This is a genomic window from Subtercola sp. Z020 (assembly GCF_002931235.1).
Classification (GTDB): domain Bacteria; phylum Actinomycetota; class Actinomycetes; order Actinomycetales; family Microbacteriaceae; genus Subtercola.
Genome location: NZ_PSTT01000071.1, coordinates 70,339 through 92,152, shown reverse-complemented (window position 1 = coordinate 92,152; position 21,814 = coordinate 70,339). Strand labels below are relative to the sequence as shown.

The window sequence follows — 21,814 nt, the reverse complement described above, 5'->3', positions numbered from 1 at the left end:
GGGCGCTGTGCACTACAGCACAGCCGGCATGGCCATAATGTGGAGAGTGAGCGACGCCATCCTGAGCCTGAACATCGTCAACGCGCCGCTGATCGCCACGATGAGCGGCATCAGCATCGCCCTGGTGCTCTACCTGCTCATTCGGCGGCCCACCGTGCGCTGGGTGCTGACGGCGAGCATCGGTGCCGTCTCGGGTGCGCTGATCGGCGCCCTCACGATCCTGCTCACCGTCAATGTGCTGAATCTCTTCGGCACGCGGCTCTCGCCGATCGTCGACACCTGGATCATCCTGACCTTCGCGGCTGTCGCTGTGGCGGTGGTGAACCTGTGGCTCTCCCGGTGGTGGCGCAAGGTGATCGCCGCGGTGTCGATCCTCGTCTTCGTGCTCACCGGAACGCTCGGCGTGAACGCGGCGTTCGGGCTCGACAAGACGGTCGCAGCGTTCCTCGGGGTCACGAACGAGAAGCCGCTCGACCTGGGCGCCCCGTCGACCGCCGACCCCGGCATCGACCCGAACACCCCGCTGTACGAATCGTGGAAGGCTCCCGCCGACCTGCCGGCCACCGGTTCGCTCGGTACCGTCGACATTCCGAACTCGGCATCGGGGTTCGTCGCCCGCACGGCGCTGGCCTACGTTCCGCCGGCGGGGCTGGTGGCATCGAAGCCGAAACTGCCGGTGATCATCCAGCTGAACGGCCAACCGGGCAGCCCGGGCCTCGACGACCCGAAGGCCATCCTCGACAAGATGGCGGCGGCCGACAACGGGCTCGGCCCGATCGTCGTGAACCCCGACCAGCTCGGCGACGATTCGAAAGACCCGCTGTGCCTCGACACCTCCATGGGCAACGTCGAGACCTACATCATGAAAGACGTCGTTCCGTGGGTGAAGTCGCACTTCGCGGTCTCTGACGACCCGAAGGACTGGACCGTTCTGGGCTTCTCGAACGGCGGCATGTGCGCGGCCTACTTCGGCGCGAAGTACCCCGAGGTGTTCGGCAACGTCGTCGACCTGTCGGGTGACGAGTACCAGGGCGTCGACGATCGCTCGACGCTCTCCCGGGTGTTCGGCGGCGACCAGGCCGCCTATGAGGCGGTGTGGCCGAAGACCATCATGTCGAAGACGAAATATCCGGACTCGGTGGGGGTCTTCGCCGTGGGAGCGAACGACTCGGAGGCGCTCCCGGGGGTGAAGCGCACCTACGACGCCGCGGTCGCCGCAGGCATCACGGCGACCTACACGGAGATCCCCGACAGCAGCCACGACAACGTCGCGCTCGATGGTGGCCTGACCCGCGGGTACGAGGTTCTCTACCCCCGCTGGGGACTCACGAAGCCCTCCTCGTAGCGCCGGGCGTGTGCGCTAGCGTGGGGGGCATGACGCACCTCGTCGAAGTCAGCTGCCTCGGCGTTCCGTTCGCGGTCTCGCTGTCGGGTGTCACAGATGCAGAGGCAGAGCAGGTGGCGCGGGCCTGGGAGTGGTGCGGCGGGCGGCTCGTCACCGCCGCCCCGACGATGCCGGGGGCCGAGGTGCGGGCCGAACTCAGGGCGCCGTCTTCGGCTCCGGATGCTGGTGCCGAGCTGGTCGCGAACAGCTTCGGTGAACTCGAAGACCGTCTGTCGGGCCTGCTCACCCGCCGGGCCATCGACACCCGCCGCAACGACCTCGTGATGCTGCACGCCGGAGCGGTGGCCGACCTCAGCACGGGCGCGGTGATCGCTTTCGTCGGCCCCTCCGGCCGCGGCAAGACCACGGCGTCGATCGCGCTCGGCCGGCAGTTCGGCTACGTCACCGACGAGACTCTCGGGGTCAACGACGACCTCACCGTGCTGCCCTACGCGAAGCCGCTCTCGGTGAAGCAGCCGGCGCCCGAGCGGTGGAAGCGGCAGGTCTCGCCCTCTGAGCTCGGTCTGCTGCCGCCACCGGCCGTACCGCTGAGGCTCGTCGGCGTGGTGATGCTCGACCGCCGCACGGGGGGCGACGGCACGGGGCTGCCGAGCATCCGGAGCACCGGGTTGGCGGAGGCCATCGGCGAACTGGTGCCGCAGGTGAGCTACCTCGCCGAACGCGGGCGCCCGCTGCAGCGCCTGCAGGGGATTCTCGACCGGTGCGGAGGGCTCCGGCAGGTCAGCTACCTCGAGGCGGAGACGCTGGTCGACGTGTTCGCGGGGATCTTCGCGGCGGCGGGTGCTGCGGGTGGGGCGGCGGATGCGGTGGAGCCCGATGCGGTGGAGCCTGATGCGGCGGACCCTGATGCGACCCGCCGAGCCTCCGCCGAGCTGCTGTACGCCGTCTTCGACGACGCCGTGAGAGACGGCGACTCGCTGATCGTGCTGAACGACTCGGTCGTTCGGGTGCTGGCCGGTATCGCCCCGGCCATCTTCGAGACGGCGGTCTGGGGGGCGACGCTCGACGACCTTGCAGGGGCCGTGGTGGCGACCCACGGTGACGCGCCCTCCGGGTCTTCGGGTGAGCTCGTGTCGGCCGCTGTCGACGAGCTGGTCTCCGCGGGCCTGCTGCGCCCGGCCGGTGTGTCGTGACCGCAGAACCGCCGGCCAGGCGACCGGCCCGCACGGGCATCCGGCGCATCACCGGCAGCTTCTGGTTCAACCTCCTCGCCGCCTTCGTCGTGCTGGCGCTGGTGCAGGCGTTCATCGTGAAGGTCTACTACGTGCCCTCGGGGTCGATGCAGCAGACCCTCTCGATCGGCGATCGGCTGCTGGTCGACCGGGTGTCGTTGGACTTCGGCGACCCGCACGACGGCGACATCGTCGTCTTCACGGCCTCAGACCTCTGGGGCGAGGCGACCCCCGCCCCCTCGAACCCCTTCGTCTACGCGGCGCGGTGGGTGGGCGGGCTCGTCGGGATCGGCCCGAACCTCGACCACACGCTGGTGAAGCGGGTGATCGCGGGGCCGGGGCAGACGGTGTCGTGCTGCGACGCCGAGGGCCGGGTGCTCGTCGACGGGGTGCCGCTCGACGAGCCGTACGTGTACGCCGACTATCCGTTCGTCGCGGGCTCGTTCGACTGTTCGACCTCCCCGGTGTCGGAGCGGTGCTTCGGCGAGCTCACCGTTCCTGAGGGGCAGTACTTCGTGCTGGGCGACCATCGGTCGAACTCGAACGACTCGATCTTCGCGTGCCGGGGCGGCAGTTCGGGCAGCGACTGTCTCAAGATGGTCGGTCGGAACGACATCGTCGGCCGGGTCGCCGCGATCGTCTTTCCGCCGGGCGACTGGCGTGGATTCTAGGCTCGCGCCGGTGCGCCGGTGGTTCTAGGTCGTTCCCGGCAGGCCGAGGTCGTAGTTGCCGACGCCGGTGCCAGAGCCCGCGCTGCGCTTGCCGAACGGCAGGCCGAAGCGGGCGGCGAAGGCCGCCGCCTGCTCGCGGGCTGCCTTCGGCTTGTCGAACACCTGCAGGTCGGCGCGCCGATCGCCGGGGGCGGTCGTTTCTGCGGCGGGAGCTGCGGCGGTCTCCGTGCTGAACGGCAGCGTGAAATCGGGTGTACGGTTTCTGGTCACGGACACCTTCGAGCGAACGTCGAAGCCGGCGTCGAATTGGGCAGCCCACCCGCCGTCGTCACGGGCGCTCAAACGGGGTAAGCCGAGCGCGAAGCCGGAGGCGACGGTGTCGCGCGCGGGCCGTGCGACCGTGCTCCAGGGAAGCGCGAGCCCGGCCCTGGTCGCCGCACTGTTCATTGGACGGGATGAGAAGCTCGACAGAGCGTCATCGCTGGGGAGCGCGACCCGGCTGCGAACAGGGCCCCGCAGGCCGCGAACGCGCCACCGCGTGAAAATTGATGTCGCGAAACCGAGCAGCAGCACGAGGCCGGCGAGTGTCCCGGCGAGCAGCAACGGGAACGTGTCGTAGGCGGTTCCGGCCGACGGCGGCGGGTAGAAGGGCAGTTCGACAGCAGGGGCAGGCGCAGCGGTCGCAGTGACGACTGCGGTCGGGGTCGGGGCGGGAGTCACTGTCGGGGCGGGCGTCGCGGTCTCTTCACCGGAGACTTCCTCAGGGTCGTACCCTGATTCGTCGGGCTCGGGCACCGACGCTTCACTCGGCTGCTCGACGGGAATGGGATCGGCTGGAGCAGGTACCTCGGTCGCCGGCGCCGGCTCCTCCGTCGGGGCCGGCGGATCGACGCTGGGCTCGACAGGCGGGCCCGGTTCGGCGCTCGGTGCCGGCTCATCGCTGGGGTTGGGAGCCGGCGCCGGGTCGACCGTCGGCAGAGGGTCGGTATCCGGTTCCGCTGGCGGGTCATCGATGACCGGGGTGACGGCGTCTGCCGCAGTGAGGGAGGGGAACGTCAGGGCATTCGCGGGGTTCGCTCCGCCGAAGACGAGCGCCGTCGCGAGCGCGCAGGTGACGATCGTGAGTGCTGCCGCAGAGACGGCGCGGCGATCAGGGGATGGGCGACACATGTCTATTACCTTCGCACAGGCCAAGCCTGGCAATTGTCTATTCTCGGTGTCTCTACCGTAGGCTTTGTTGGCCGGTAAAGCGTTGCACCGGGCACGTGCTGGTCAGGGGAAGCTGTCGGCCTCACCACGAGAGGGCATCTGCCTATGACTTTAGAAGGTTATTTCCGCGTCATCCGTAAGGGATGGGTCTTCATCGTCGTCTTCGCTCTGCTGGGCATCGGAGCCGGCGCTGCGCTGGCGATCGCGGCGACACCGCAGTACCGCACGACGACCACCATGTACGTCTCTGTCGCTGTGTCAGACACCCCGACCGCCGGTGACCTGACGTCGGGCAACAACTACGCCCAGGCCAAGGTGAAGTCGTACGTCAGCATCATCACCAGCGCTTCGGTTCTCGACACGGTCATCGCCGAACTCAACCTCGACACGACGAGCAAGCGCCTCGCCTCCCAGCTCTCGGCCGAATCCCCGACGGGAACCGTGATCATCGAGCTCACGGCCACCGACTCCGACCCGCAGACGGCCGCGAACCTCGCCAACGCCACCGCGCAGAGCTTCTCCGAGGCCGTCGTCAACGATCTCGAGAAGCCGGCCGGTGGCGGCGACAGCCTCGTCAAGGTGCAGGTCGTCGACCCCGCGCTGGTTCCCACCAGCCCGTCGAGCCCGAACGTGCCGTTGAACATCGTGCTCGGCCTGCTGGTCGGTCTCGTCTTCGGTCTGGGTGCCGCGTTCCTCCGAACCGCACTCGACACCCGCGTTCACGGCGCCCACGACGTCTCGAGCGTCACCGACGCGCCCCTGCTCGGTGGTATCAGCTTCGACCCTGAGTCGAACAAGCATCCTCTTCTCGTACACAGCGACCCGCGCAACCCGCGTGCGGAGGCCTTCCGGGCGCTTCGCACCAACCTGCGCTTCGTGAGCGCAGGCTCGGACAACCACTGCTTCGTCGTCACCTCGTCGATCGCGGGTGAGGGCAAGAGCACGACCGCAGCGAACCTCTCTCTGGCGCTTGCCGAGACGGGCGTGCGGGTCGTCATCATCGACGGTGACCTCAGGAAGCCCAAACTGGCCGACTACATGGGGCTCGAAGGGGCCGTCGGTCTCACCGATGTGCTGATCGGTTCCGTGCCGCTGGTCGACGTTCTACAGCGCTGGGGCAACCGTGAGCTCTACGTGCTGCCGGCCGGTCGAGTGCCCCCGAACCCGAGCGAGCTGCTCGGTTCAGACGCGATGCAGAACCTGTTGAGCGCCCTGAACGATCAGGTCGACTACGTCATCATCGACGCGCCGCCCCTGCTGCCCGTCACCGACGGTGCGATCATCAGCAGCATGACGGCGGGCGCGATCGTCGTCGCCGGTTCCGGCAAGGTGAAGCGCACCGAGCTGGCGCGGGCGCTCAACTCGCTGACCAGCATCGACAGCAAGGTCGTCGGTGTGGTTCTGACGATGCTGCCGAACAAGGGCCCCGACTCCTACCACAACGAGAAGTACGGCTACTACGGCGCAGGTCCGGTCGACGAAGAAGCAGAGACTGCTCCGGCTCGCCGCCGTCGCGGCCGCAAATAGACTGAAGGCGTGAATACCCGGTCAGCTCGCGCCCTCCGTGGGCTGACCGCTGCGTGCATCGCCGTCTTCGCCGCGGCTCTGTCGCACGCCGCAGCCGGTGGAGGTGCCCCCGGCGGTGTGGGGCTGGCGCTGGCCCTGGCCTTCTCTGCGCTCGTCTGCACGGCCCTGGCCGGCCGAACCCTGTCGCTCGTGCGGCTCGCTGTCTCCGTGGTCGCCAGCCAGGTCATGCTGCACGCGCTCTTCACCGTCGGCGCGGCGCCGGCCGGTGGGGGAGAGCTGACGATGAGCACCATGGGTCACCACGGGTCTGTGCTGGTCATCGCGGGCTCCGGGTCGGCTGCGGCCTCGGCCGGCGGAACCGGCTTCGATGCGGGCGCTGCCCTGCTCACCGCTGCGGCAGCGCAGCTCTGCTCGAGCATGTGGATCGCCCACCTCGTGGCCGCCCTCGTCACCATCGTGGCCCTCCGCCGCGGCGAGAGTGCGCTGTGGGGGCTGGTCCGCCTCGGCGGCCTCCGATTCCGCCGACTGGTGCGTTCGCTGTTCGTCGAGCCCCGTCCGGTGCTCCGACCCGACCGCAGCACCATCGTGGCCGAGCCCGATCATCCGCGTGATCTCGGCGTCTTCCTGGGCAGGCTGCGGCACCGCGGCCCGCCTGCATGTGTGTGTTCTCCGATCTGACACCACACACATGCGCCGGGCACATGCCCGGAGAAGGATTCCACAGATGAACACGAAGACGATGGCGCGCGCCGCAACGGTATCGGCGCTAGCAGCAGCACTCGCTCTCGGCGCCCCGCTGGCCGCAAGCGCCCACGTTCGGGTCAACCCCGACCAGGCGGCGGCCGGCAGCTATGCCACCCTCACCTTCAAGGTGCCCACAGAGAGCGCAACCGCGAGCACGGTGAAGCTCGAAGTCGATCTGCCGACCGACACCCCGTTCGGCAGTGTCTCGTACCAGCCCGTTCCCGGCTGGTCGGTCGAGGTCATGTCGAGCACGCTCGCCACACCGGTCACGACCGACGACGGAACGGTCACCGAGGCCCCGACGAAGGTAATCTGGACGGCGGATGCGCCGACCGGCGGCGCCTCTGCCGGCATCGCGCCGGGTGAATTCCAGCTGTTCTCCGTTTCGGCCGGCCCCATCCCCGACACCGGCCACATTCTGCTGCCGGCGCACCAGACGTATTCCGACGGATCGGTCGTCGACTGGGCGGATGCCCCGGCCGCCTCGGGCGCAGAGCCCGAGAACCCGGCGCCGGTGCTCTACATCGACGACGCACCCCCCTCCGACGGGGCTGCGACACCCTCGACGGGCGGGGCCAGCGTCTCGGCCGGCCCCGCATCGGGCGGTGACGGTTCGGCCGTGACCCAGGGCAGCGGAGTCGTCGCGGCGGCAGACACCACGGTTCCGGTCATGGTCGCCATCGCCTCGCTCGTACTGGCAGCCATCGCGCTGGTCGTCGCCGTCGTCGCTCTGACCCGGCGCCCGCGTGGAGGCTCCCGTGCGTAGAGTCGCAGCGGCGGCCGGAGTTCTGGCGGTCGCCGCGCTGCTCGCCCTGCTGCCGGTCAGCAGCGCTTCGGCGCACGACTACCTCGTCAGCAGTTCGCCGGCGGCGGGCGCGACGGTCACCGCACCTCCGGCAGAGGTGAGCCTGACGTTCAACGACCTCGTGCTCGACCTCTCCGGCGACGGCTCGTCGTCGATCGTGGAGGTGACGGGGCCGGATGCCGCTACGACGCACTTCGAGACCGGCTGCACGAGCATCCTGAGCCACACGGTCAGTGCGCCCGTCGCGCTCGGCGGGCCGGGTTCGTACACCGTGAGCTGGCAGATCGTGTCGAGCGACGGACACCCGGTGAGCAATTCCCTCACCTTCGAGTACGCGCCCGCGGCGGGTACCGCGGCGTCTGCCGGCAGCGCATCGGCGCCCGACTGCGGGCGGCCGGGTGCCACGGCACTCGGCGCGGCGCCCTCGGCGACGACGAGTGCGGGGGACGGGCTGGCGGGTTGGCTGATCCTCGCCGTGGCTGGCGGCATCGTGCTGCTCGCTGTCGTCGCAGTGGTGGTCATCCTGCTGGTCTCGGCCCGCCGAAAGAAAGTCGGAGAAAGTTCGGCTTCTGACCAATCCGGGTCGGCGGGCACTCCGAACTCATAGCGTGGAGCACACGTCGGCTTCCAACTGCGATGGAATTCGACGAGCTGCACAATCGAGGAACCAAGCGTTCTCTGCGGTCGACACCCCTCACCGCAGGGGGCGCTTGGTTTCGTTTAGGCTCCCCTTCAGCCGCCCGCCCCGTCGGCGTGATTGACTCGAGCCATGACGAGACACGTTGCACCCTCGGGCGACACGACCGGCGCGACCGATGTCGCCGCCATCAACAAGGCACTGGCTGAATCGGGCGAAGTGGTGCTGAGCGGCCGCTACTTCATCGACGAGGCGATCATCATGTCGTCGGACACGACGCTCACCCTGAACGATGCCGGTATCAGGCTCGTCGACGGCGCGAACGACAACATGCTGCGGAACTCCGACCAGATCGCGGGCGGCACCGGCAACTCGAACCTTCGCATTGTGGGAACCGGCCTGGCCCGCTTCAACGGCAACCCGCTCAGCCAGTCAGGGGGCCGCGGGCAGGGCCTCCTGTTCCAGAACGTCACCGGACTGACCGTCTCCGGCGTGACGCTCGGGCCGATGTACAAGATGGCCGCGATGCAGTATGGGGTGCGGGGCGCGCACTGGAGCGACATCGAGCTGGCGCAGGATGCCACGACCACCAACCAGGACGGTATCGACATCGGGCCGGGCTGCCGCGACATCCACATCGACTCGGTGCGCGGTCGCACGGGCGACGACTGCTTCTCGATCTTCGCCAAGAACACCGGCGGCAACACGACCGCGTACACGAACGGGCTGAGCGCCGAGGATCGGAACGTCTCCGACATCTACATCTCGAACGTGACGGTGGATGTCGGGATCAACCCCGTGCGCCTTCAGGCGGGTGACGGCTCACGCCTCAGCCGGGTCTATGTGTCGAACTTCACGAACACGCGCACGACCACCGCGTCGGTCACCGGCGGGCCCGCCGGCGTGCTGCAGTTCGGCTCGACGAAGTACGTCACAGCAGAACCCGCGGCGGGGGAGCTCGCCGACATCTACCTCGACGGCTACGCCGGCCCTGCGGCCTGGGTCATCGGCGCAGAGTCGAACTTCTCGCGGGTGAGTGTGAACAATGTCACCCTCTCGCGCGACACCGATGCCGGGTCTGGCACGGGCGAGAACTCCGGGGCCGGTTCCGGCTCGCGAACGGGTACGACGTCGAAGGCGGCCATCATCGGCACGGCCGGCCGGGTGCAGGGCTTCGCCCCCACGATCAGCGACATCACGGTCAGTCGCGTGACCGTTCTGGCCGCCGAGTCGCAGGCCGACGTTCTGTCGCTTCCGCCGGGCAGTTCGGTGTCGTCTGTCGAGCTGGTCGACGTCGCGGCTGTGCCCACCGGAGCACAGTTGTCCGCCCCGGTGCGGGCGATCGACGTGAGCATCCGGCGGCTGCGGTTCGACAAGCAGCTCGACATCCCGATCGACCAGGCCGCCGGGTCGCTCCCCGCGCTCGGTGCGGTGACGGTGACCGTTCACGCGGAAGACGCTACGAAAACCTCGTGAAGAGGGGCTGGGCGAGGTTCAGCGACGCTTCGGCCAGCAGGTTCCCGTCGGCACCGTTGCACGTTGCGCGCACGGTTCCGGCCGACTCGTCGGAACTCATCCGCACGAAGTCGACGACCACCAGCGCGGTGCGTTCCTCAGCCGTGCGGTCGGCGGTCAGCAGCTGGAAGGGCGCGTCTTTCGCGAAGAACGGGCGCCACGGGTCGTTCGCGGTGACCGACTTCACGGCATAGACCGGGAACGACGCCGCATTCACGAAGATGGAGGCGCCCGCCGCCGACGGCACCCCGGCGGGGATGCGCACGTTCAGGCTGGCGCGCGAGCTGGAGCCGTTCTGGCTGAGGCTCGTCCACCACATGGCGACGTCGGGCCGCCGGGTGAGAGCCGTCGGCACGGCGATGGCGATGCCGGCGACCGGAACGGCGATCGCCGCGGCCTTCAGCAGGGTGCGGCGGGAGAACCTGGGCTTCTCGTCCATCTTCCCCTTCTGCGTGCCGTCGCCGGCCGGAGTGCTCCGAAGCTCATATGCTACTGGCCCCTGCCCGGTCAGAACCTGAGCGCCGTCTGTTTGCATCCTGTTCGGAGATATGTTCGAATGTCGACATGAGATGGAACGGGCAGCGACTCGACACCGAGAGCACCTCGGCGCTGCCCGGGCTCGCCCAGCTGAGTTCCCTGGTGCGGTCGGTGAAGTCGCCGGAGTTCGCAGGGATCACCTTCCACGAGGTGCTGGCCAAGTCCGCACTGAACCACGTACCGACCCAGAGCACCATGCCGTTCAGCTACACCATCAACCCCTACCGCGGGTGCAGTCACGCCTGCGTCTACTGCTTCGCGCGGCCGACGCACACCTACCTCGACCTCGATTCGGGGCTCGACTTCGACAGCCAGATCGTGGTGAAGGTGAACGTGGCCGAGGTTCTGGCGAAGGAGCTCGCCAAGCCGTCGTGGGCCCACCACCCGGTCGCGCTCGGCACGAACACCGATCCGTACCAGCGGGCCGAAGGGCGTTATGCGCTGATGCCCGGCATCATCGAGGCGCTGGCCGACTCGGGCACGCCGTTCTCGATCCTGACGAAGGGCACGCTGCTGCGCCGTGACCTGCCCCTGCTCGTCGAGGCGTCGAAGCGGGTGAAGGTCGACATCGGCATGTCGATCGCGATCTACGACGACGACCTGCAGCAGAGCGTCGAGCCGGGCACACCGACCGCGAAGGCGCGGCTCGCGACGGTTCGGGCCGTGCGGGATGCCGGGCTCGAGTGCTCCGTGTTCCTGATGCCGATCCTGCCGTACCTGACCGACACCACGACTCACCTCGACGACGCGCTGGCGCGGGTGAAGGAGGCGGGCGCGACGAGCGTGCTGCACTCGGTTCTCTACCTGAAGCCGGGGATCAAGCCGTGGTTCATGCAGTGGCTGGAGCGCGAGCATCCAGAGCAGGTCGAGTCGTATCGCGCGATGTACCCGGGGTCGTCGTCGTATGCACCGAAGGAGTACCGCGCGTGGCTCGGCCGGCGCATCCGGCCGTTGCTCGCGAAGCACGGGCTGCGTCAGGGCGTGGCAGACCCGGCAACCGGCGGGGTGGCGTCGAGTGCGCTGGGCCTGCTGCCCCAGATGGACGACCAGCGGCTCTTCACCCCTGTCGGGCGAGCGCCCCGCCCTGCGCGCCCGCCGGTGAACGCAGTGCCGGGCTCGCCGACCCTGTTCTGAGAGCACCTAAGGTTGTCTGGTGGCAAAACTCTATTTTCGGTACGGGGCGATGAACAGCGGCAAGAGCACGGCGCTGCTGCAGGCCGCCTACAACTATGAGGAGCGCGGGCACCGCGTGCTGATCGCGAAACCCTCCACCGACACGAAGGGTGACCGTTCGATCGTCTCCCGGCTCGGAGTGGTGCGCGACGTCGACTTCCTGGTCGGCCCCGACCAGGGCCTGCGCGACGTCTTCCTCACCGAGCGGGAGGCTGTGCGGGCATCCACAGACCAGACAGGCGACCTGCTCGGTGACGGGTTCGGCGCGAGCGCGGGCGACGTGAGCTGCCTGCTGATCGACGAGGCCCAGTTCCTGACAGCTGAGCAGGTCGACGACGCCCTGCGCATCGCCCTGATCGACGATGTGCCGGTGCTGGCCTACGGAATCCGCACCGACTTCCTGACCGCGGCCTTCCCGGGCAGCGGGCGACTGCTCGAGGTCGCGCACAGCCTCGAAGAGCTGAAGACCATCTGCCGGTGCGGTCGCAAGGCGATCTTCAACCCCCGCCTCGTCAACGGCCGGTTCGTCTTCGACGGCGACCAGGTGGCCATCGACGGCGACGAGGTCACCTACGAGGCGCTCTGCGGGCGCTGCTACCTGGAGGAGAGCGACGGCCAGCTGTCCTCCCGGTGAGGCCGGTTGAAACACGAAGAGGGCCAGCGTGTGCCGGCCCTCTTCGTGTTTTGTGTCGGGGTAACAGGATTTGAACCTGCGACCTCGTCGTCCCGAACGACGCGCGCTACCAAGCTGCGCCATACCCCGATCGTGGTCTTCGCCAGCGCGAACCGGCTCGAACAACTTGTCTAGAATAGCCGACTTTTCGGCCCTCTGCGACCGCGCCTGAGAAGGCTGTCAGGCCTCGGTCGCCGGAACCAGCGTCAGCAGGGTCGCCTCGGGCAGGCAGGCAAACCGCACGGGTGCGAAGATCGAGGTGCCGAGCCCGGCCGAGACGTTCAGGAACGCCGTGCGCGCACCGCGGCGCCACGTGCTGAGGCCCTTCACCTGGCGGCGGGGGATGTCGCAGTTGGTGACGAGGGCGCCGTACCCCGGCACGCAGACCTGGCCGCCGTGGGTGTGGCCGGCGAAGATCAGCTGGGCGCCGAGCGTCACGAAGGAGTTCAGGATGCGTTGGTACGGAGCGTGGGCGACACCGACGCTCAGTGTGCTCCGGGATGCTGCGGCCGCAGTGCGGCGGGCGCCGGAGCCGGTGCGCGAGCCCTGTGTGACCCGGGCGCCGTCGTCACCGTGCTCACCGTCGTCGCCCTCGCGCAGGCTGTCGATCGCGCTGGTGGTGCGCTCGAGCCGGTCGTAGCTGCGGTGCGGGTCGTCGACTCCGAAGAACTCGATGGTGGTTCCGTTCACGTCGAACGACGACGCTCTGTTGTCGAGGTCGACCCAGCCGAGGGAGTCGAAGATCGCGTGCTCGCGGTCGAGGTCGAGGCGCTCCGCGGCATCGGCGTTCTTCGACGGGCCCATGAAGTAACGGAGCGGGTTGCGGAACGACGGTGCCCAGTAGTCGTTCGACCCGTTCACATAGACGCCGGGGACGCCGCGGAACGGCTCGAGGGTGTCACGGAGGAAGTCGTACGCGTCACGGTGACCGAGGTTGTCTCCCGTGTCCACGATGAGGTCGGGCTTCAGCCGTGCGAGGCGCTGCACCCAGCGCTGCTTGCGGTGCTGGAACGGCGCGATGTGCAGGTCGGAGATGTGCAGTACCCGGATCGGACGGGCATCCGGAGCCAGAATCGGAACCGTCACGCGTCGCAGGGTGAAGAGCTTCCGCTCGACCAGCGTGCCCCAGGCGAGCGCGCCGAGGCCGAGGCCGGCGCCGACGGCCGCGGTGGCGGCCATCGACGACTTTACTGGCATATCACCAGGGTGACCGGCGTCGTGGACTGGTTGTAATCACCGGTTTCGGGTGTCTGGCTGACGACACTGTTCTTCTTGCAGCCCGCGTCGGGGCTCACTTGCTGCGTTACGTTCCACCCCTGCCCCTTCAGCGTGTTGACCGAGTCGATGGGTATCTTGCCCGTCACATCGGGCAGCGATTTCAGCTTGCCGTTGCTTGTGAAGACGTCGATGTCGGCGCCCTTGGTTGCGCTCGTCCCGGCTGCGGGATCGGTCGACGAGACCTGGCCGGCGGTCCTGTTCGAATCCTGCTCGCCGGCGTCGTTCGCTTCGAACCCGGCGTTCTCGAGCTTCGAGATGGCGGCGTCGATCGAAAGGCCGGTGACGTCGGGCACCTTCACCGACTGGCCCGCGCTCAGGTTGCGAGGCGGCACGGGGAACGAGTCGCCGCCGTAGGAGTCGCCCGTCTGCTTGTAGAAGTCCCGCCACATGTAGAGCCGGGTGTACCCGCTGTTGACGGGGCCACTGCCGGGGCCGTAGATCGAGGTGTGCCGGATCGAGACGTGGCCGGTGACGTTGCCGGTCCACGAAGCGGTGACGAGCTTCGTGGTGCCGCCGACGAGCCAGATGCTCTCTTCGTTGTCGGTGGTGCCCGTCTTGCCGGCATGAGGCGTGCCGTCGCTCGGGTTGGCCGGTGTCGCTGTGCCGGACTGGATCACGCCCTGCATGGCGTACGCGGCAGCCTGGGCGATCGCCGGGTCGATGGCCTGGGTGCAGTTCGCCTGCGGCACCGCAACGGGGGCGCCGTTGGCATCGGTGATGCTGTCGATGGCGACGGGGCTGCAGTAGAGGCCCTTGTTGATGACGCCGGCGTAGGCGGCGGCCATGGTCAGCGGGGCGATCTCGTTCGTTCCGAGACCGGCAGCGACGTAGGTGTCGAGGGGGGCGTCGTTGGCGCGGTGCACTCCGAGGGAGGTCGCGACATCCCTGATCGCGCACTGGTCGAGCGACTGCTGCATGGTGATGAAGGCGTTGTTGACGGACTCTTCGAACTGGTTGAGAACGGAGGCGCGACCGCCGGCCTCACCCGCGTCGTTGCCCGGCTTGTAGGTTCCGCCGCTGGCACCGCCGCAGGTGTTCTTGAAGTTGGCGAGGTTGTACGACTGGCCGTTCGACCCGTTCACGATGTCACCCAGCGAGCGACCGGACTGCAGCCACGCGATGAGCGTGAACAGCTTGTAGGTCGAGCCGACCTGGAAGCCGGTCGATCCGCCGTAGGCAGCGTCGGTCGAGTAGTTGACGCTCGTGGAGTCGGCGGGGGCGTCGGGCTCTTCGCTGAAGTTCTTGTTCTGCGCCATCGAGGTCACGCGGCCGGTGCCGGGTTCGACGGTGACGAGTACGGCGCCGAGGTCGAGGTTCGACGCGTCGTAGGGCGCGTAGTACTTCACCGTCTCGTCGGCCTGCGTCTGCAGCTTCATGTCGAGGGTGGTGTAGATCTGGTACCCGCCGGTCGCGAGGTTCTTGTCGCGCGCGTCGGCCGTGTCGCCGAAGGTCGGATCCTGCTCGATGATCTTCTTGACGTAGTCGCAGAAGAACCCGGCCCCGTGAACGGCCGTCTGGCAACCGGTCGACGGTTCGGTGATGTTCGGAGTGACCGGGGTGGCCACGGCCTCGTCGAACTGCGCCTGCGTGATCGTGTGCTCTTTCAGCATCGAGGCGAGAACGTCTTTGTCGCGGCGAGCCTTGTTCGCGGCGGTGTGCTCCTCGTCGAGGTCGATGCGGAGGGCCTCGGGCTCGTTGACGATCGCGATCAGGCTCGCGGCCTGGGGCAGCGAGAGCTGGCTGGCGGGGATGCCGAAGTAGTACTCCGACGCGGCCTGGATGCCGTACACCCGCCCACCGAAGAGCGCGATGTTCATGTAGCCGAGAAGGATGTCGTCTTTGCTGTACTCCTTCTCGAGCCCGATCGCGAGCTTGGCCTCCTTCAGCTTGCGGTCGGTCGTCTGCGCGGTGGCCTCTGCGTAGGCCGCAGCCTCCTGCGTCGGATCGTCGATCGCCTCGGCGCGCTGGACGAGGATGTTCTTCACGTACTGCTGCGAGATCGTGGAGGCGCCGGAGCTGATGCCGCCGGAGACGACGTTGCCGACGAGCGCACGGAACGTCGACTGCACGTCGACCCCTCCGTGCACGTAGAAACGCGGGTCTTCTGTCGAAACCAGGGCGTCTTTCGCGAACTGCGAGATGTCGTTCCAGCCGACCGTCTGGCGGTTCTGCTCGTAGAACGAGGCGAGCAGCACGTTCGAGCCGTCTTCGTTCTTGCCGTAGACACTGGAGGTCTGGGCGAGGGCATCCGGCTTGATGTAGCTCGGGAGATTCTCGAACACGCCGATAGAGTTGTTGGCAGCAAGACCGGTGACGGCGAGAGCCGGAGTGACCATGGCCGTGACGAGCACGCCAGCGATTGCGCTCATGCCCACAAGGCCAAGGATGGCTCCGACCGCGCCGCTAACCTTACGTTTTGGGGCAGACATAGACCGAAGCCTAAGGCACCAACCTGAAAAAAGAGCCTAAGGAGAGCCCGTGACCGCATGGGAGTACGTGACCACCCCGCTGATGATCCACAACACAGCGGCGATTCTGAACAACTGGGGCTCCGACGGGTGGGAGCTCGTGCAGATCGTGACGAATGAGCAGGGCGGCATTGTGGCGTACCTGAAGCGCCCGCTGCAGGGCTCGGAGCCGGCTGCGGCGGCGGCCTCGGCAGCTGCGGCGAACGGTTCGTGGAACGAGGGTGCGGCATCCGGCCCCGACGGCACCGGCGTGCCGGCCGCGCCCGGGCAAGACGAGACGGGCGCCCGATGAGCACGGCCTCGGGCGGCGCTGTGGGGGCCGGCGGCGCTGTGGCGGCGGGCGGCGCTGTGGCGGCGCGGCTGGCCGAACTCGGGATCAGCATCCCGGCGGTCTCTGCCCCGGCCGGCGCCTATGTGCCGGCGACCATCCACGGCGACTTGGTCTTCACCGCCGGCCAGCTGCCGTTCGTCGACGGGCTGCTGCCCGCGACCGGCAAGGTCGGCGAGGGCGAGGGGCTCGTGTCACCGTCTGAGGCGAAGGAGTTCGCGCAGCTGTCGGCGATCAACGCGCTGGCGGCGGTGCAGAGCGTGCTCGGGTCGCTGGATCGGGTCACACGCGTCGTGAAGGTGACGGGCTTCGTGGCCTCCGACCCGGGCTTCACCGGGCAGCCGGGCGTCATCAACGGCGCCTCGGAGTTCCTGGTCGACGTCTTCGGCGAGGCGGGCGTGCACGCGCGCTCGGCGGTCGGCGTCGCGGTGCTGCCGCTCGACTCGCCCGTCGAGGTGGAGCTCATCGTCGCGTTCGCGTAGCGCCCGCGCCCGCGCGCGGCGGCGGCCCCCGCCTGCCCACGCCGCGCACCGTGAGCGGGCAGCCGCACCGGCCGCGGCGGCGGGCCGACCGGTGACAGCGCGCTGGGCAGCGGGCGGCGCGGGTCAGGCGCGGATGTTGGTGCTGATGATGTTCATCACCTGCGTGTCGGCCAGCGTCGTCGTGTCGCCGATCTCGCGGCCCTCCGCCAGGTCGCGCAGCAGCCGCCGCATGATCTTGCCTGAACGGGTCTTCGGCAGCTCCGCGACGATGAACACCTGCTTCGGGCGCGCGATCGCGCCGATCTGGTTCGACACGTGGCTCCGGAGCTCGGCCGCGAGAGCGTCGGCCTCCTCCCGCAGGTCGCCCGCCTGGTCGACGCGCACGATCACGAACGCCACGACCGCCTGGCCTGTGGTCTCGTCGGCCGCGCCCACCACCGCGGCTTCTGCGACCCGCGGATGCGACACCAGCGACGACTCGATCTCGGCGGTCGACAGGCGATGCCCCGACACGTTCATCACATCGTCGACCCGGCCGAGCAGCCAGATGTCGCCGTCCCGGTCGAGCCGTGCCCCGTCGCCCGCGAAGTACTTGCCGGGGAACGTGCTCCAGTAGGTCTCGACGAAGCGGTCGGGGTCACCCCAGATTCCGCGCAGCATCGAGGGCCACGGCTCGGAGACGACAAGCAGCCCTCCGGCGTTCTTGCCCACGGGGGTGCCCGCGTCATCCAGAACCTCGATGTTCACACCCGGCAGCGCGACCTGCGCCGACCCCGGCTTCAGCGTCGTGACGCCGGGCAGGGCCGACACCATGATCGCGCCCGTCTCGGTCTGCCACCAGGTGTCGACGACGGGGGTCGTGCCCCGGCCGATCACGTCGCGGTACCAGATCCACGCCTCGGGGTTGATCGGCTCGCCGACCGACCCCAACAGGCGCAGGCTCGACAGGTCGAAGGCGTCAGGTATCTGGCGACCCAGCTTCATGAAGGTGCGGATGGCCGTCGGCGCCGCGTAGAGGATGCTCACCTTGTATTTCTGGATGATCTCCCACCACCGACCCGCATGCGGAGCGTCTGGCGTGCCCTCGTAGATCACCTGCGTGGCGCCGTTCGCGAGCGGGCCGTAGACGACGTAGGTGTGGCCGGTGATCCAGCCGACGTCGGCGGTCGACCAGTAGACATCGGTCTCGGGGTGCAGGTCGAAGACGTTGCGGTGGGTGAAGGCGGCCTGGGTGAGGTAGCCGCCGCTCGTGTGCAGAATGCCTTTCGGCTTGCCGGTGGTTCCGCTGGTGTAGAGGATGAACAGGGGATTCTCTGCGGGGAACGGCTGCGCTTCGTGCTCGGCGTCGACCGTCGCCATCTCGTCGTGCCACCAGAGGTCGCGGTCGTCGTGCCAGTCGACGTCGTTGTTGCCGCGTCTGACGACGAGCACGTGCTCGACGGTGCTGGTGGTGCTGGTGCCGGTGGTACTGGTGGTGCTGGTGCCGCCCGTGCCGGTGCCGCCCGCGCCGGTCACGGCGCCATCCAGAGCCAGCGCAGCGTCGACCGCCGGTTTCAGGGCGGAGACCTTGCCCTTTCGCCAGCCACCGTCGGCGGTGATGACGAGGCGGGCGGCCGCGTCGTCGATGCGGGCGCGCAGGCTCTCGGCGCTGAACCCGCCAAAGACGACGGAGTGCACGGCGCCGATGCGGGCGACGGCCAGCATCGAGATGACCGCCTCGGGAACCATGGGGAGGTAGATGGCCACGCGGTCGCCCTCGCCGATGCCCAGCTTCTCGAGCACGTTGGCCGCCTTCTTCACCTCGGCGGTGAGCTCGGCGTACGTGAACGTTCGGCTGTCGCCGGGCTCGCCCTCCCAATTGAGAGCAATGCGGTCGCCGTTGCCTTCCTCGACGTGGCGATCGAGGCAGTTGTAGGCGACATTCAGCTGGCCGTCTTCGAACCAGCTCGCGAACGGCGCGTTCGACCAGTCGAGCGTCTTGGTGAACGGTTTGTGCCAGTGCAGCAGCTCGCGGGCCTGCTCGCCCCAGAAGGCGGGGCGGTCTTCGGATGCCCGTTCGTAGAGTTCGGGGCCGGCGACCGCCTGCGCGCGGAACTCCTCGGTCGGTTCGAAACGTCGCGTTTCGTGCAGCAGGTTGTCGATGCCGTTGGTCATGGTGCTCCTTTGCTCCGTCGTGCCGTGTGCGTGGTTCTGTTCGATTCTGGACCCGAATCGGGTGGCCCGGATGCTTCGCGCGAGTTCATGCTGGGAATCGTCTGAAACGGTTTGCGGGCATGTTTCGCTCAGGTAAACTCTTCACTACCAAGTCGATTATGGCTTGGATGCAGCGCAATCCCGATTCCCCCCAATCGTGCGCTGCTACGGCGGCACCTTTTCCCCCAATAGGTGCCGCCCCCTTCATTTAACGCGCCATTTGTTGCTCGATCTTCTCCTCCCCACGTGGGGATCGCGGAATCTCTCCACAGATGTGATCGCCGGCGTCGGCGGGCTCTGCGTGCGTTCCTAGGCTCGCCGCATGACAGCGATCAGTGAACGGTACGTGGCCGCCCCGCGGCGGGGGAGTGGCGTGGGGCGGAGTGCTGCGGCGCCTGTGCCGCCGCCGCCCTACCCGCGTCGTCTCGCCGACGCGCCGTCGTGCGCGGCACCTCCGCCCGCGCTTCCGCTTCCGCCGCCCTCCCTGCGTCGTCGCTCCGCCACGTCGCCCCCCGCCATGTCGCCGTCCGCCACGCCGCCCTCCGCCGCGCCTCCGCCCCCGCTGCAGCCCTCCCGGCGTCGGTTGGCTGGCGCATCGCCCTCTGCGGTGCCTTCGCCCACGCCGCCTCCCCGGCTTGGGCCGCCGCCTGTCGGGGCGCCACCCTCGCCCGCGCCGTGGCGCGTGGCGGCGCTACCGTACGTGGCGCGCCCGAGCTCGACGCGCGGATACGACGATGCGCCGTCGTCTGACGCCGCGCGTGCTTACCTGGCGCGTGCGAGTTCGGCGCGCTCGGCCTCCGATGCACCGCCATCCCGCAACACGACCGGGCTGGGCCCGCTCGAACGGTTCGCGCGGGAGCCCGGCGTCACCGACATCTTCGTCAACGGCGCAGACGCGCTCTGGGTCGACCGCGGATCGGGCCTCGTGCGCGAGCGCTCCTGGGCGTGCCCGGGCGAACCCGAACTCCGGGACCTGGCCGTGCGTCTCGTCGCCCTCGGCGGCCGCCACATCGACGAAGCGTCCCCCTGCGTCGATGTGCGCCTGAACGACGGGATGCGGCTGCACGCCGTGCTGCCGCCGGTCTCTCCGCGCGGCACGCTCATCTCCCTCCGCATTCCCCGGCCGGGCGTCCTGCACCTCGACGACCTCTCGCGAGCGGGGTTTTTCACACCTCCCGGCGACGCTCCGCCCAGCTCATCTCGCCTGCGAATCGACCTGCGCGCCATCGTGGAGCGCGCAGTCTGTGAACGCTCGAATCTTTTGATCACCGGCGCGGGCGGCTCCGGGAAGACCACTTTTCTCTCGGCGCTCCTCTCCTCCGCGGCTCCCGACGAACGCCTCGTCGCCATCGAAGACGTCGCCGAACTGCAGGTGGATCATCCGCACTTCGTCTCTCTCGAAGCGCGCCAGCCGAACCTCGAAGGGGCGGGGGGCATCACTCTCGACCGCCTGCTGCGCGAAGCCCTCCGGATGCGCCCCGACCGCCTCGTGCTCGGCGAGTGCCGCGGAGCCGAGATCCGCGAACTGCTCTCCGCCCTCAACACGGGCCACGACGGCGGCGCGGGCACGCTCCACGCGAACTCGCTCGCCGACGTGCCCACCCGCCTCGAGGCCCTCGGGGCTCTGGCCGGGCTCGCTCCCGAGGCCCTGGCCAGCCAGGCCGTGAGCGCGATCGGCCTCGTGCTCCACCTCGAGCGCCGCGGCTCCCAGCGTTACCTCGCCGAGCTCGGCGCCCTCGCTCTCGACACTAGGGGCCGCCTTGAAGTGGAACCTTTGCGGAACGGCCCTCCTCGGGACGGCCTCCGAGTCGATCCACCTCCGTCTCACGTCGCGGGCGCCATCGGCGCCACCGTCGCCACCGCCCCCGGGGCCGTCGCGACAACCGCGGCCTCACCGACCGGAGGGCGCCATGCGTGAACAGACGCGTCAAACTCCGAGCGGAGGCGCGCAGGTCGATGCCGTGGCCGCAATCGTTCAGCGGCTGGCTGTGCTGCTCGAAGCGGGAGTGGCCCCGCAGAGCGCGTGGAGCTACCTCCCGTCGGGAGAACGCGTCGCGCGTGGCGGGCGGCTCAGCGCTGCCGCCCGTCGTCACGCCCACATCGTCGAGACGATTGCGCGCGCCATCAGCCTCGGAGCGCCTGCCGATGCCGCAATAGCCGTCGCGAGCCGCGCTGCCGACGCCCGCACGGCCTCGGCCTGGCGCGCCGTGGCCGCAGCCTGGCACGTTGCGGACGAATCCGGCGCACCGAACGCGCCCTGCCTCCGCGACATGGCGGGGTCGCTGCGCGACATCGGCCACACCCAGCGAACTGTCGATGTCGCACTTGCGGCGCCCATTGCGACGACGCGGCTCATGACGGCGCTGCCTGTGGTCGCGCTCGGCTTCGGCGCGCTTCTCGGCTTCGACACGCTGCACACTCTCTCGGCCACCGTGCCGGGGTTCGCCTGCCTGGTGGCGGGCTCAGCACTCCTTCTTCTGGCGCGACTCTGGAACCGCCGTCTCGTCCGTGCAGCGACTCCCGCTGCCGTCACCACCGGCCTCGGCGTCGAACTCATGGCGGTGGCCATGGGCGGGGGAGTGTCCCTGGCGAGCGCTCGCCGCCTTACCGAGAACACTCTGCTCGACTTCGATCTCGGCGAACCCGACAGCATGACCGTCATCGACGCGATCGTCGAGCTCTCCCACCGGGCGGGCGTGCCGGCTGCCGAGCTTCTCCGAAGCGAGGGCCGCCAGCTTCGCCGCGAAGCCCAGGCAGCCGGTCAGAAGGTCGCGGCGGCACTCTCGATCCGCCTGATGCTGCCGCTCGGGCTCTGCGTACTCCCCGCCTTCATGCTCCTCGGCGTCGCACCCCTGCTGCTTGCCGTCATCTCCTCCACATTCGCCTCCTGGTAGCAGAACTCCACCGATCGCCGCTGTCTTCGTCGGCACCCACCCGAACCGCTCCACGATTGACCCAGCGACGAGACCCGCCAGCCACCATCCGCCCCGAAGCAAA

General features: G+C 68.8%; 19 protein-coding genes and 1 tRNA gene. 14 read left to right on the top strand and 6 right to left on the bottom strand.

From position 1 onward, the window contains the following. Window positions 1-46 precede the first annotated feature (46 nt). From C5B96_RS09640 to lepB, 3 genes are read left to right on the top strand one after another with little or no spacing between them, the layout of a single operon-like run. Entirely contained in the window at window positions 47-1,345 is a 1,299-nt protein-coding gene (locus C5B96_RS09640; RefSeq protein WP_158507156.1) for an esterase family protein, read from the top strand. Between the two features lie 29 nt (window positions 1,346-1,374). Then, the gene (locus C5B96_RS09635; RefSeq protein WP_146078138.1) at window positions 1,375-2,538 is read left to right on the top strand and encodes a hypothetical protein; all 1,164 of its coding nucleotides are present in this window, start codon (window positions 1,375-1,377) and stop codon (window positions 2,536-2,538) included. After that, window positions 2,535-3,248 (top strand): signal peptidase I, encoded by a 714-nt coding sequence (gene lepB, locus C5B96_RS09630; RefSeq protein ID WP_104245147.1) that lies wholly within the window; start codon window positions 2,535-2,537, stop codon window positions 3,246-3,248. The genes C5B96_RS09635 and lepB overlap by 4 nt, the downstream gene beginning before the upstream one ends. Before the next feature lie 24 nt (window positions 3,249-3,272). Here the strand turns inward: lepB and C5B96_RS09625 are convergent, their stop codons facing one another. Beyond that, window positions 3,273-4,418, bottom strand: a complete 1,146-nt coding sequence (locus C5B96_RS09625; RefSeq protein ID WP_104245146.1) for a hypothetical protein — start codon at window positions 4,416-4,418, stop codon at window positions 3,273-3,275. A gap of 144 nt (window positions 4,419-4,562) precedes the next feature. Here C5B96_RS09625 and C5B96_RS09620 point away from each other — a divergent pair, with 144 nt between their 5' ends. The 5 genes from C5B96_RS09620 to C5B96_RS09600 all read left to right on the top strand — a co-directional run bounded on the left by C5B96_RS09620 (window position 4,563) and on the right by C5B96_RS09600 (window position 9,646). Next, on the top strand, window positions 4,563-5,984 hold the full coding sequence (locus C5B96_RS09620; RefSeq protein ID WP_104245145.1) for a polysaccharide biosynthesis tyrosine autokinase: 1,422 nt from the start codon (window positions 4,563-4,565) through the stop codon (window positions 5,982-5,984). A gap of 9 nt (window positions 5,985-5,993) precedes the next feature. Then, on the top strand, window positions 5,994-6,662 hold the full coding sequence (locus tag C5B96_RS09615; RefSeq protein WP_104245144.1) for a hypothetical protein: 669 nt from the start codon (window positions 5,994-5,996) through the stop codon (window positions 6,660-6,662). Between the two features lie 46 nt (window positions 6,663-6,708). Beyond that, entirely contained in the window at window positions 6,709-7,494 is a 786-nt protein-coding gene (locus tag C5B96_RS09610; RefSeq protein ID WP_104245143.1) for a YcnI family protein, read from the top strand. Beyond that, the gene (locus C5B96_RS09605) at window positions 7,487-8,140 is read left to right on the top strand and encodes a copper resistance CopC family protein (protein WP_104245142.1); all 654 of its coding nucleotides are present in this window, start codon (window positions 7,487-7,489) and stop codon (window positions 8,138-8,140) included. The genes C5B96_RS09610 and C5B96_RS09605 overlap by 8 nt, the downstream gene beginning before the upstream one ends. 162 nt (window positions 8,141-8,302) lie before the next feature. Next, window positions 8,303-9,646, top strand: a complete 1,344-nt coding sequence (locus C5B96_RS09600; RefSeq protein WP_104245141.1) for a glycosyl hydrolase family 28 protein — start codon at window positions 8,303-8,305, stop codon at window positions 9,644-9,646. Here C5B96_RS09600 and C5B96_RS09595 read toward each other — a convergent pair. Beyond that, window positions 9,630-10,124, bottom strand: a complete 495-nt coding sequence (locus C5B96_RS09595) for a hypothetical protein (protein WP_104245140.1) — start codon at window positions 10,122-10,124, stop codon at window positions 9,630-9,632. The two genes, C5B96_RS09600 and C5B96_RS09595, sit on opposite strands and share 17 nt — an antisense overlap. A gap of 125 nt (window positions 10,125-10,249) precedes the next feature. On the opposite strand from C5B96_RS09595, the gene C5B96_RS09590 reads away from it, so the two are divergent. Both C5B96_RS09590 and C5B96_RS09585 read left to right on the top strand, forming a co-directional pair. Further along, the gene (locus C5B96_RS09590) at window positions 10,250-11,356 is read left to right on the top strand and encodes an Rv2578c family radical SAM protein (protein ID WP_104245139.1); all 1,107 of its coding nucleotides are present in this window, start codon (window positions 10,250-10,252) and stop codon (window positions 11,354-11,356) included. 19 nt (window positions 11,357-11,375) lie between these two features. Then, window positions 11,376-12,029 carry a thymidine kinase gene (locus C5B96_RS09585; protein ID WP_104245138.1) on the top strand — a complete coding sequence of 218 codons (654 nt, stop codon included), beginning with the start codon at window positions 11,376-11,378 and terminating at the stop codon, window positions 12,027-12,029. Window positions 12,030-12,084: 55 nt separating this feature from the next. Here C5B96_RS09585 and C5B96_RS09580 read toward each other — a convergent pair. The 3 genes from C5B96_RS09580 to C5B96_RS09570 form a co-directional block, all read right to left on the bottom strand. Next, window positions 12,085-12,158 (bottom strand) — tRNA-Pro (locus tag C5B96_RS09580). Between the two features lie 90 nt (window positions 12,159-12,248). Then, on the bottom strand, window positions 12,249-13,265 hold the full coding sequence (locus C5B96_RS09575) for a metallophosphoesterase (RefSeq protein ID WP_104245137.1): 1,017 nt from the start codon (window positions 13,263-13,265) through the stop codon (window positions 12,249-12,251). Further along, window positions 13,256-15,715 (bottom strand): transglycosylase domain-containing protein, encoded by a 2,460-nt coding sequence (locus C5B96_RS09570; protein ID WP_158507155.1) that lies wholly within the window; start codon window positions 15,713-15,715, stop codon window positions 13,256-13,258. Before C5B96_RS09570 ends, C5B96_RS09575 begins: the two co-directional genes overlap by 10 nt. A 109-nt stretch (window positions 15,716-15,824) precedes the next feature. Between C5B96_RS09570 and C5B96_RS17835 the strand changes: the two genes are divergently transcribed. Beyond that, window positions 15,825-16,106, top strand: a complete 282-nt coding sequence (locus C5B96_RS17835; protein ID WP_104245135.1) for a DUF4177 domain-containing protein — start codon at window positions 15,825-15,827, stop codon at window positions 16,104-16,106. Next, a complete protein-coding gene (locus C5B96_RS09560; RefSeq protein WP_104245134.1) occupies window positions 16,103-16,624 on the top strand; it encodes a RidA family protein in 522 nt (173 codons plus the stop codon). The genes C5B96_RS17835 and C5B96_RS09560 overlap by 4 nt, the downstream gene beginning before the upstream one ends. Before the next feature lie 123 nt (window positions 16,625-16,747). On the opposite strand, the gene C5B96_RS09555 is transcribed toward C5B96_RS09560, so the two are convergent. Continuing rightward, a complete protein-coding gene (locus tag C5B96_RS09555; protein WP_104245133.1) occupies window positions 16,748-18,778 on the bottom strand; it encodes an acetate--CoA ligase in 2,031 nt (676 codons plus the stop codon). A 739-nt stretch (window positions 18,779-19,517) separates the two neighbouring features. Between C5B96_RS09555 and C5B96_RS09550 the strand changes: the two genes are divergently transcribed. Then, the gene (locus C5B96_RS09550; protein WP_304466027.1) at window positions 19,518-20,735 is read left to right on the top strand and encodes a TadA family conjugal transfer-associated ATPase; all 1,218 of its coding nucleotides are present in this window, start codon (window positions 19,518-19,520) and stop codon (window positions 20,733-20,735) included. Beyond that, window positions 20,728-21,711 (top strand): hypothetical protein, encoded by a 984-nt coding sequence (locus C5B96_RS09545; protein WP_104245131.1) that lies wholly within the window; start codon window positions 20,728-20,730, stop codon window positions 21,709-21,711. The genes C5B96_RS09550 and C5B96_RS09545 overlap by 8 nt, the downstream gene beginning before the upstream one ends. The last annotated feature ends 103 nt before the right edge of the window (window positions 21,712-21,814 follow it).

Coding starts and splice junctions, on each gene's coding strand:
- C5B96_RS09635 (WP_146078138.1), top strand. CDS start 1,375: ATGACGCACCTCGTCGAAGTCAGCTGCCTCGGCGTTCCGTTCGCGGTC.
- C5B96_RS09610 (WP_104245143.1), top strand. CDS start 6,709: ATGAACACGAAGACGATGGCGCGCGCCGCAACGGTATCGGCGCTAGCA.
- C5B96_RS09570 (WP_158507155.1), bottom strand. CDS start 15,715: ATGAGCGCAATCGCTGGCGTGCTCGTCACGGCCATGGTCACTCCGGCT.
- C5B96_RS09620 (WP_104245145.1), top strand. CDS start 4,563: ATGACTTTAGAAGGTTATTTCCGCGTCATCCGTAAGGGATGGGTCTTC.
- C5B96_RS09545 (WP_104245131.1), top strand. CDS start 20,728: ATGCGTGAACAGACGCGTCAAACTCCGAGCGGAGGCGCGCAGGTCGAT.
- C5B96_RS09590 (WP_104245139.1), top strand. CDS start 10,250: ATGAGATGGAACGGGCAGCGACTCGACACCGAGAGCACCTCGGCGCTG.
- C5B96_RS09560 (WP_104245134.1), top strand. CDS start 16,103: ATGAGCACGGCCTCGGGCGGCGCTGTGGGGGCCGGCGGCGCTGTGGCG.
- C5B96_RS09625 (WP_104245146.1), bottom strand. CDS start 4,418: ATGTGTCGCCCATCCCCTGATCGCCGCGCCGTCTCTGCGGCAGCACTC.
- C5B96_RS09555 (WP_104245133.1), bottom strand. CDS start 18,778: ATGACCAACGGCATCGACAACCTGCTGCACGAAACGCGACGTTTCGAA.
- C5B96_RS09575 (WP_104245137.1), bottom strand. CDS start 13,265: ATGCCAGTAAAGTCGTCGATGGCCGCCACCGCGGCCGTCGGCGCCGGC.
- C5B96_RS09600 (WP_104245141.1), top strand. CDS start 8,303: ATGACGAGACACGTTGCACCCTCGGGCGACACGACCGGCGCGACCGAT.
- C5B96_RS09595 (WP_104245140.1), bottom strand. CDS start 10,124: ATGGACGAGAAGCCCAGGTTCTCCCGCCGCACCCTGCTGAAGGCCGCG.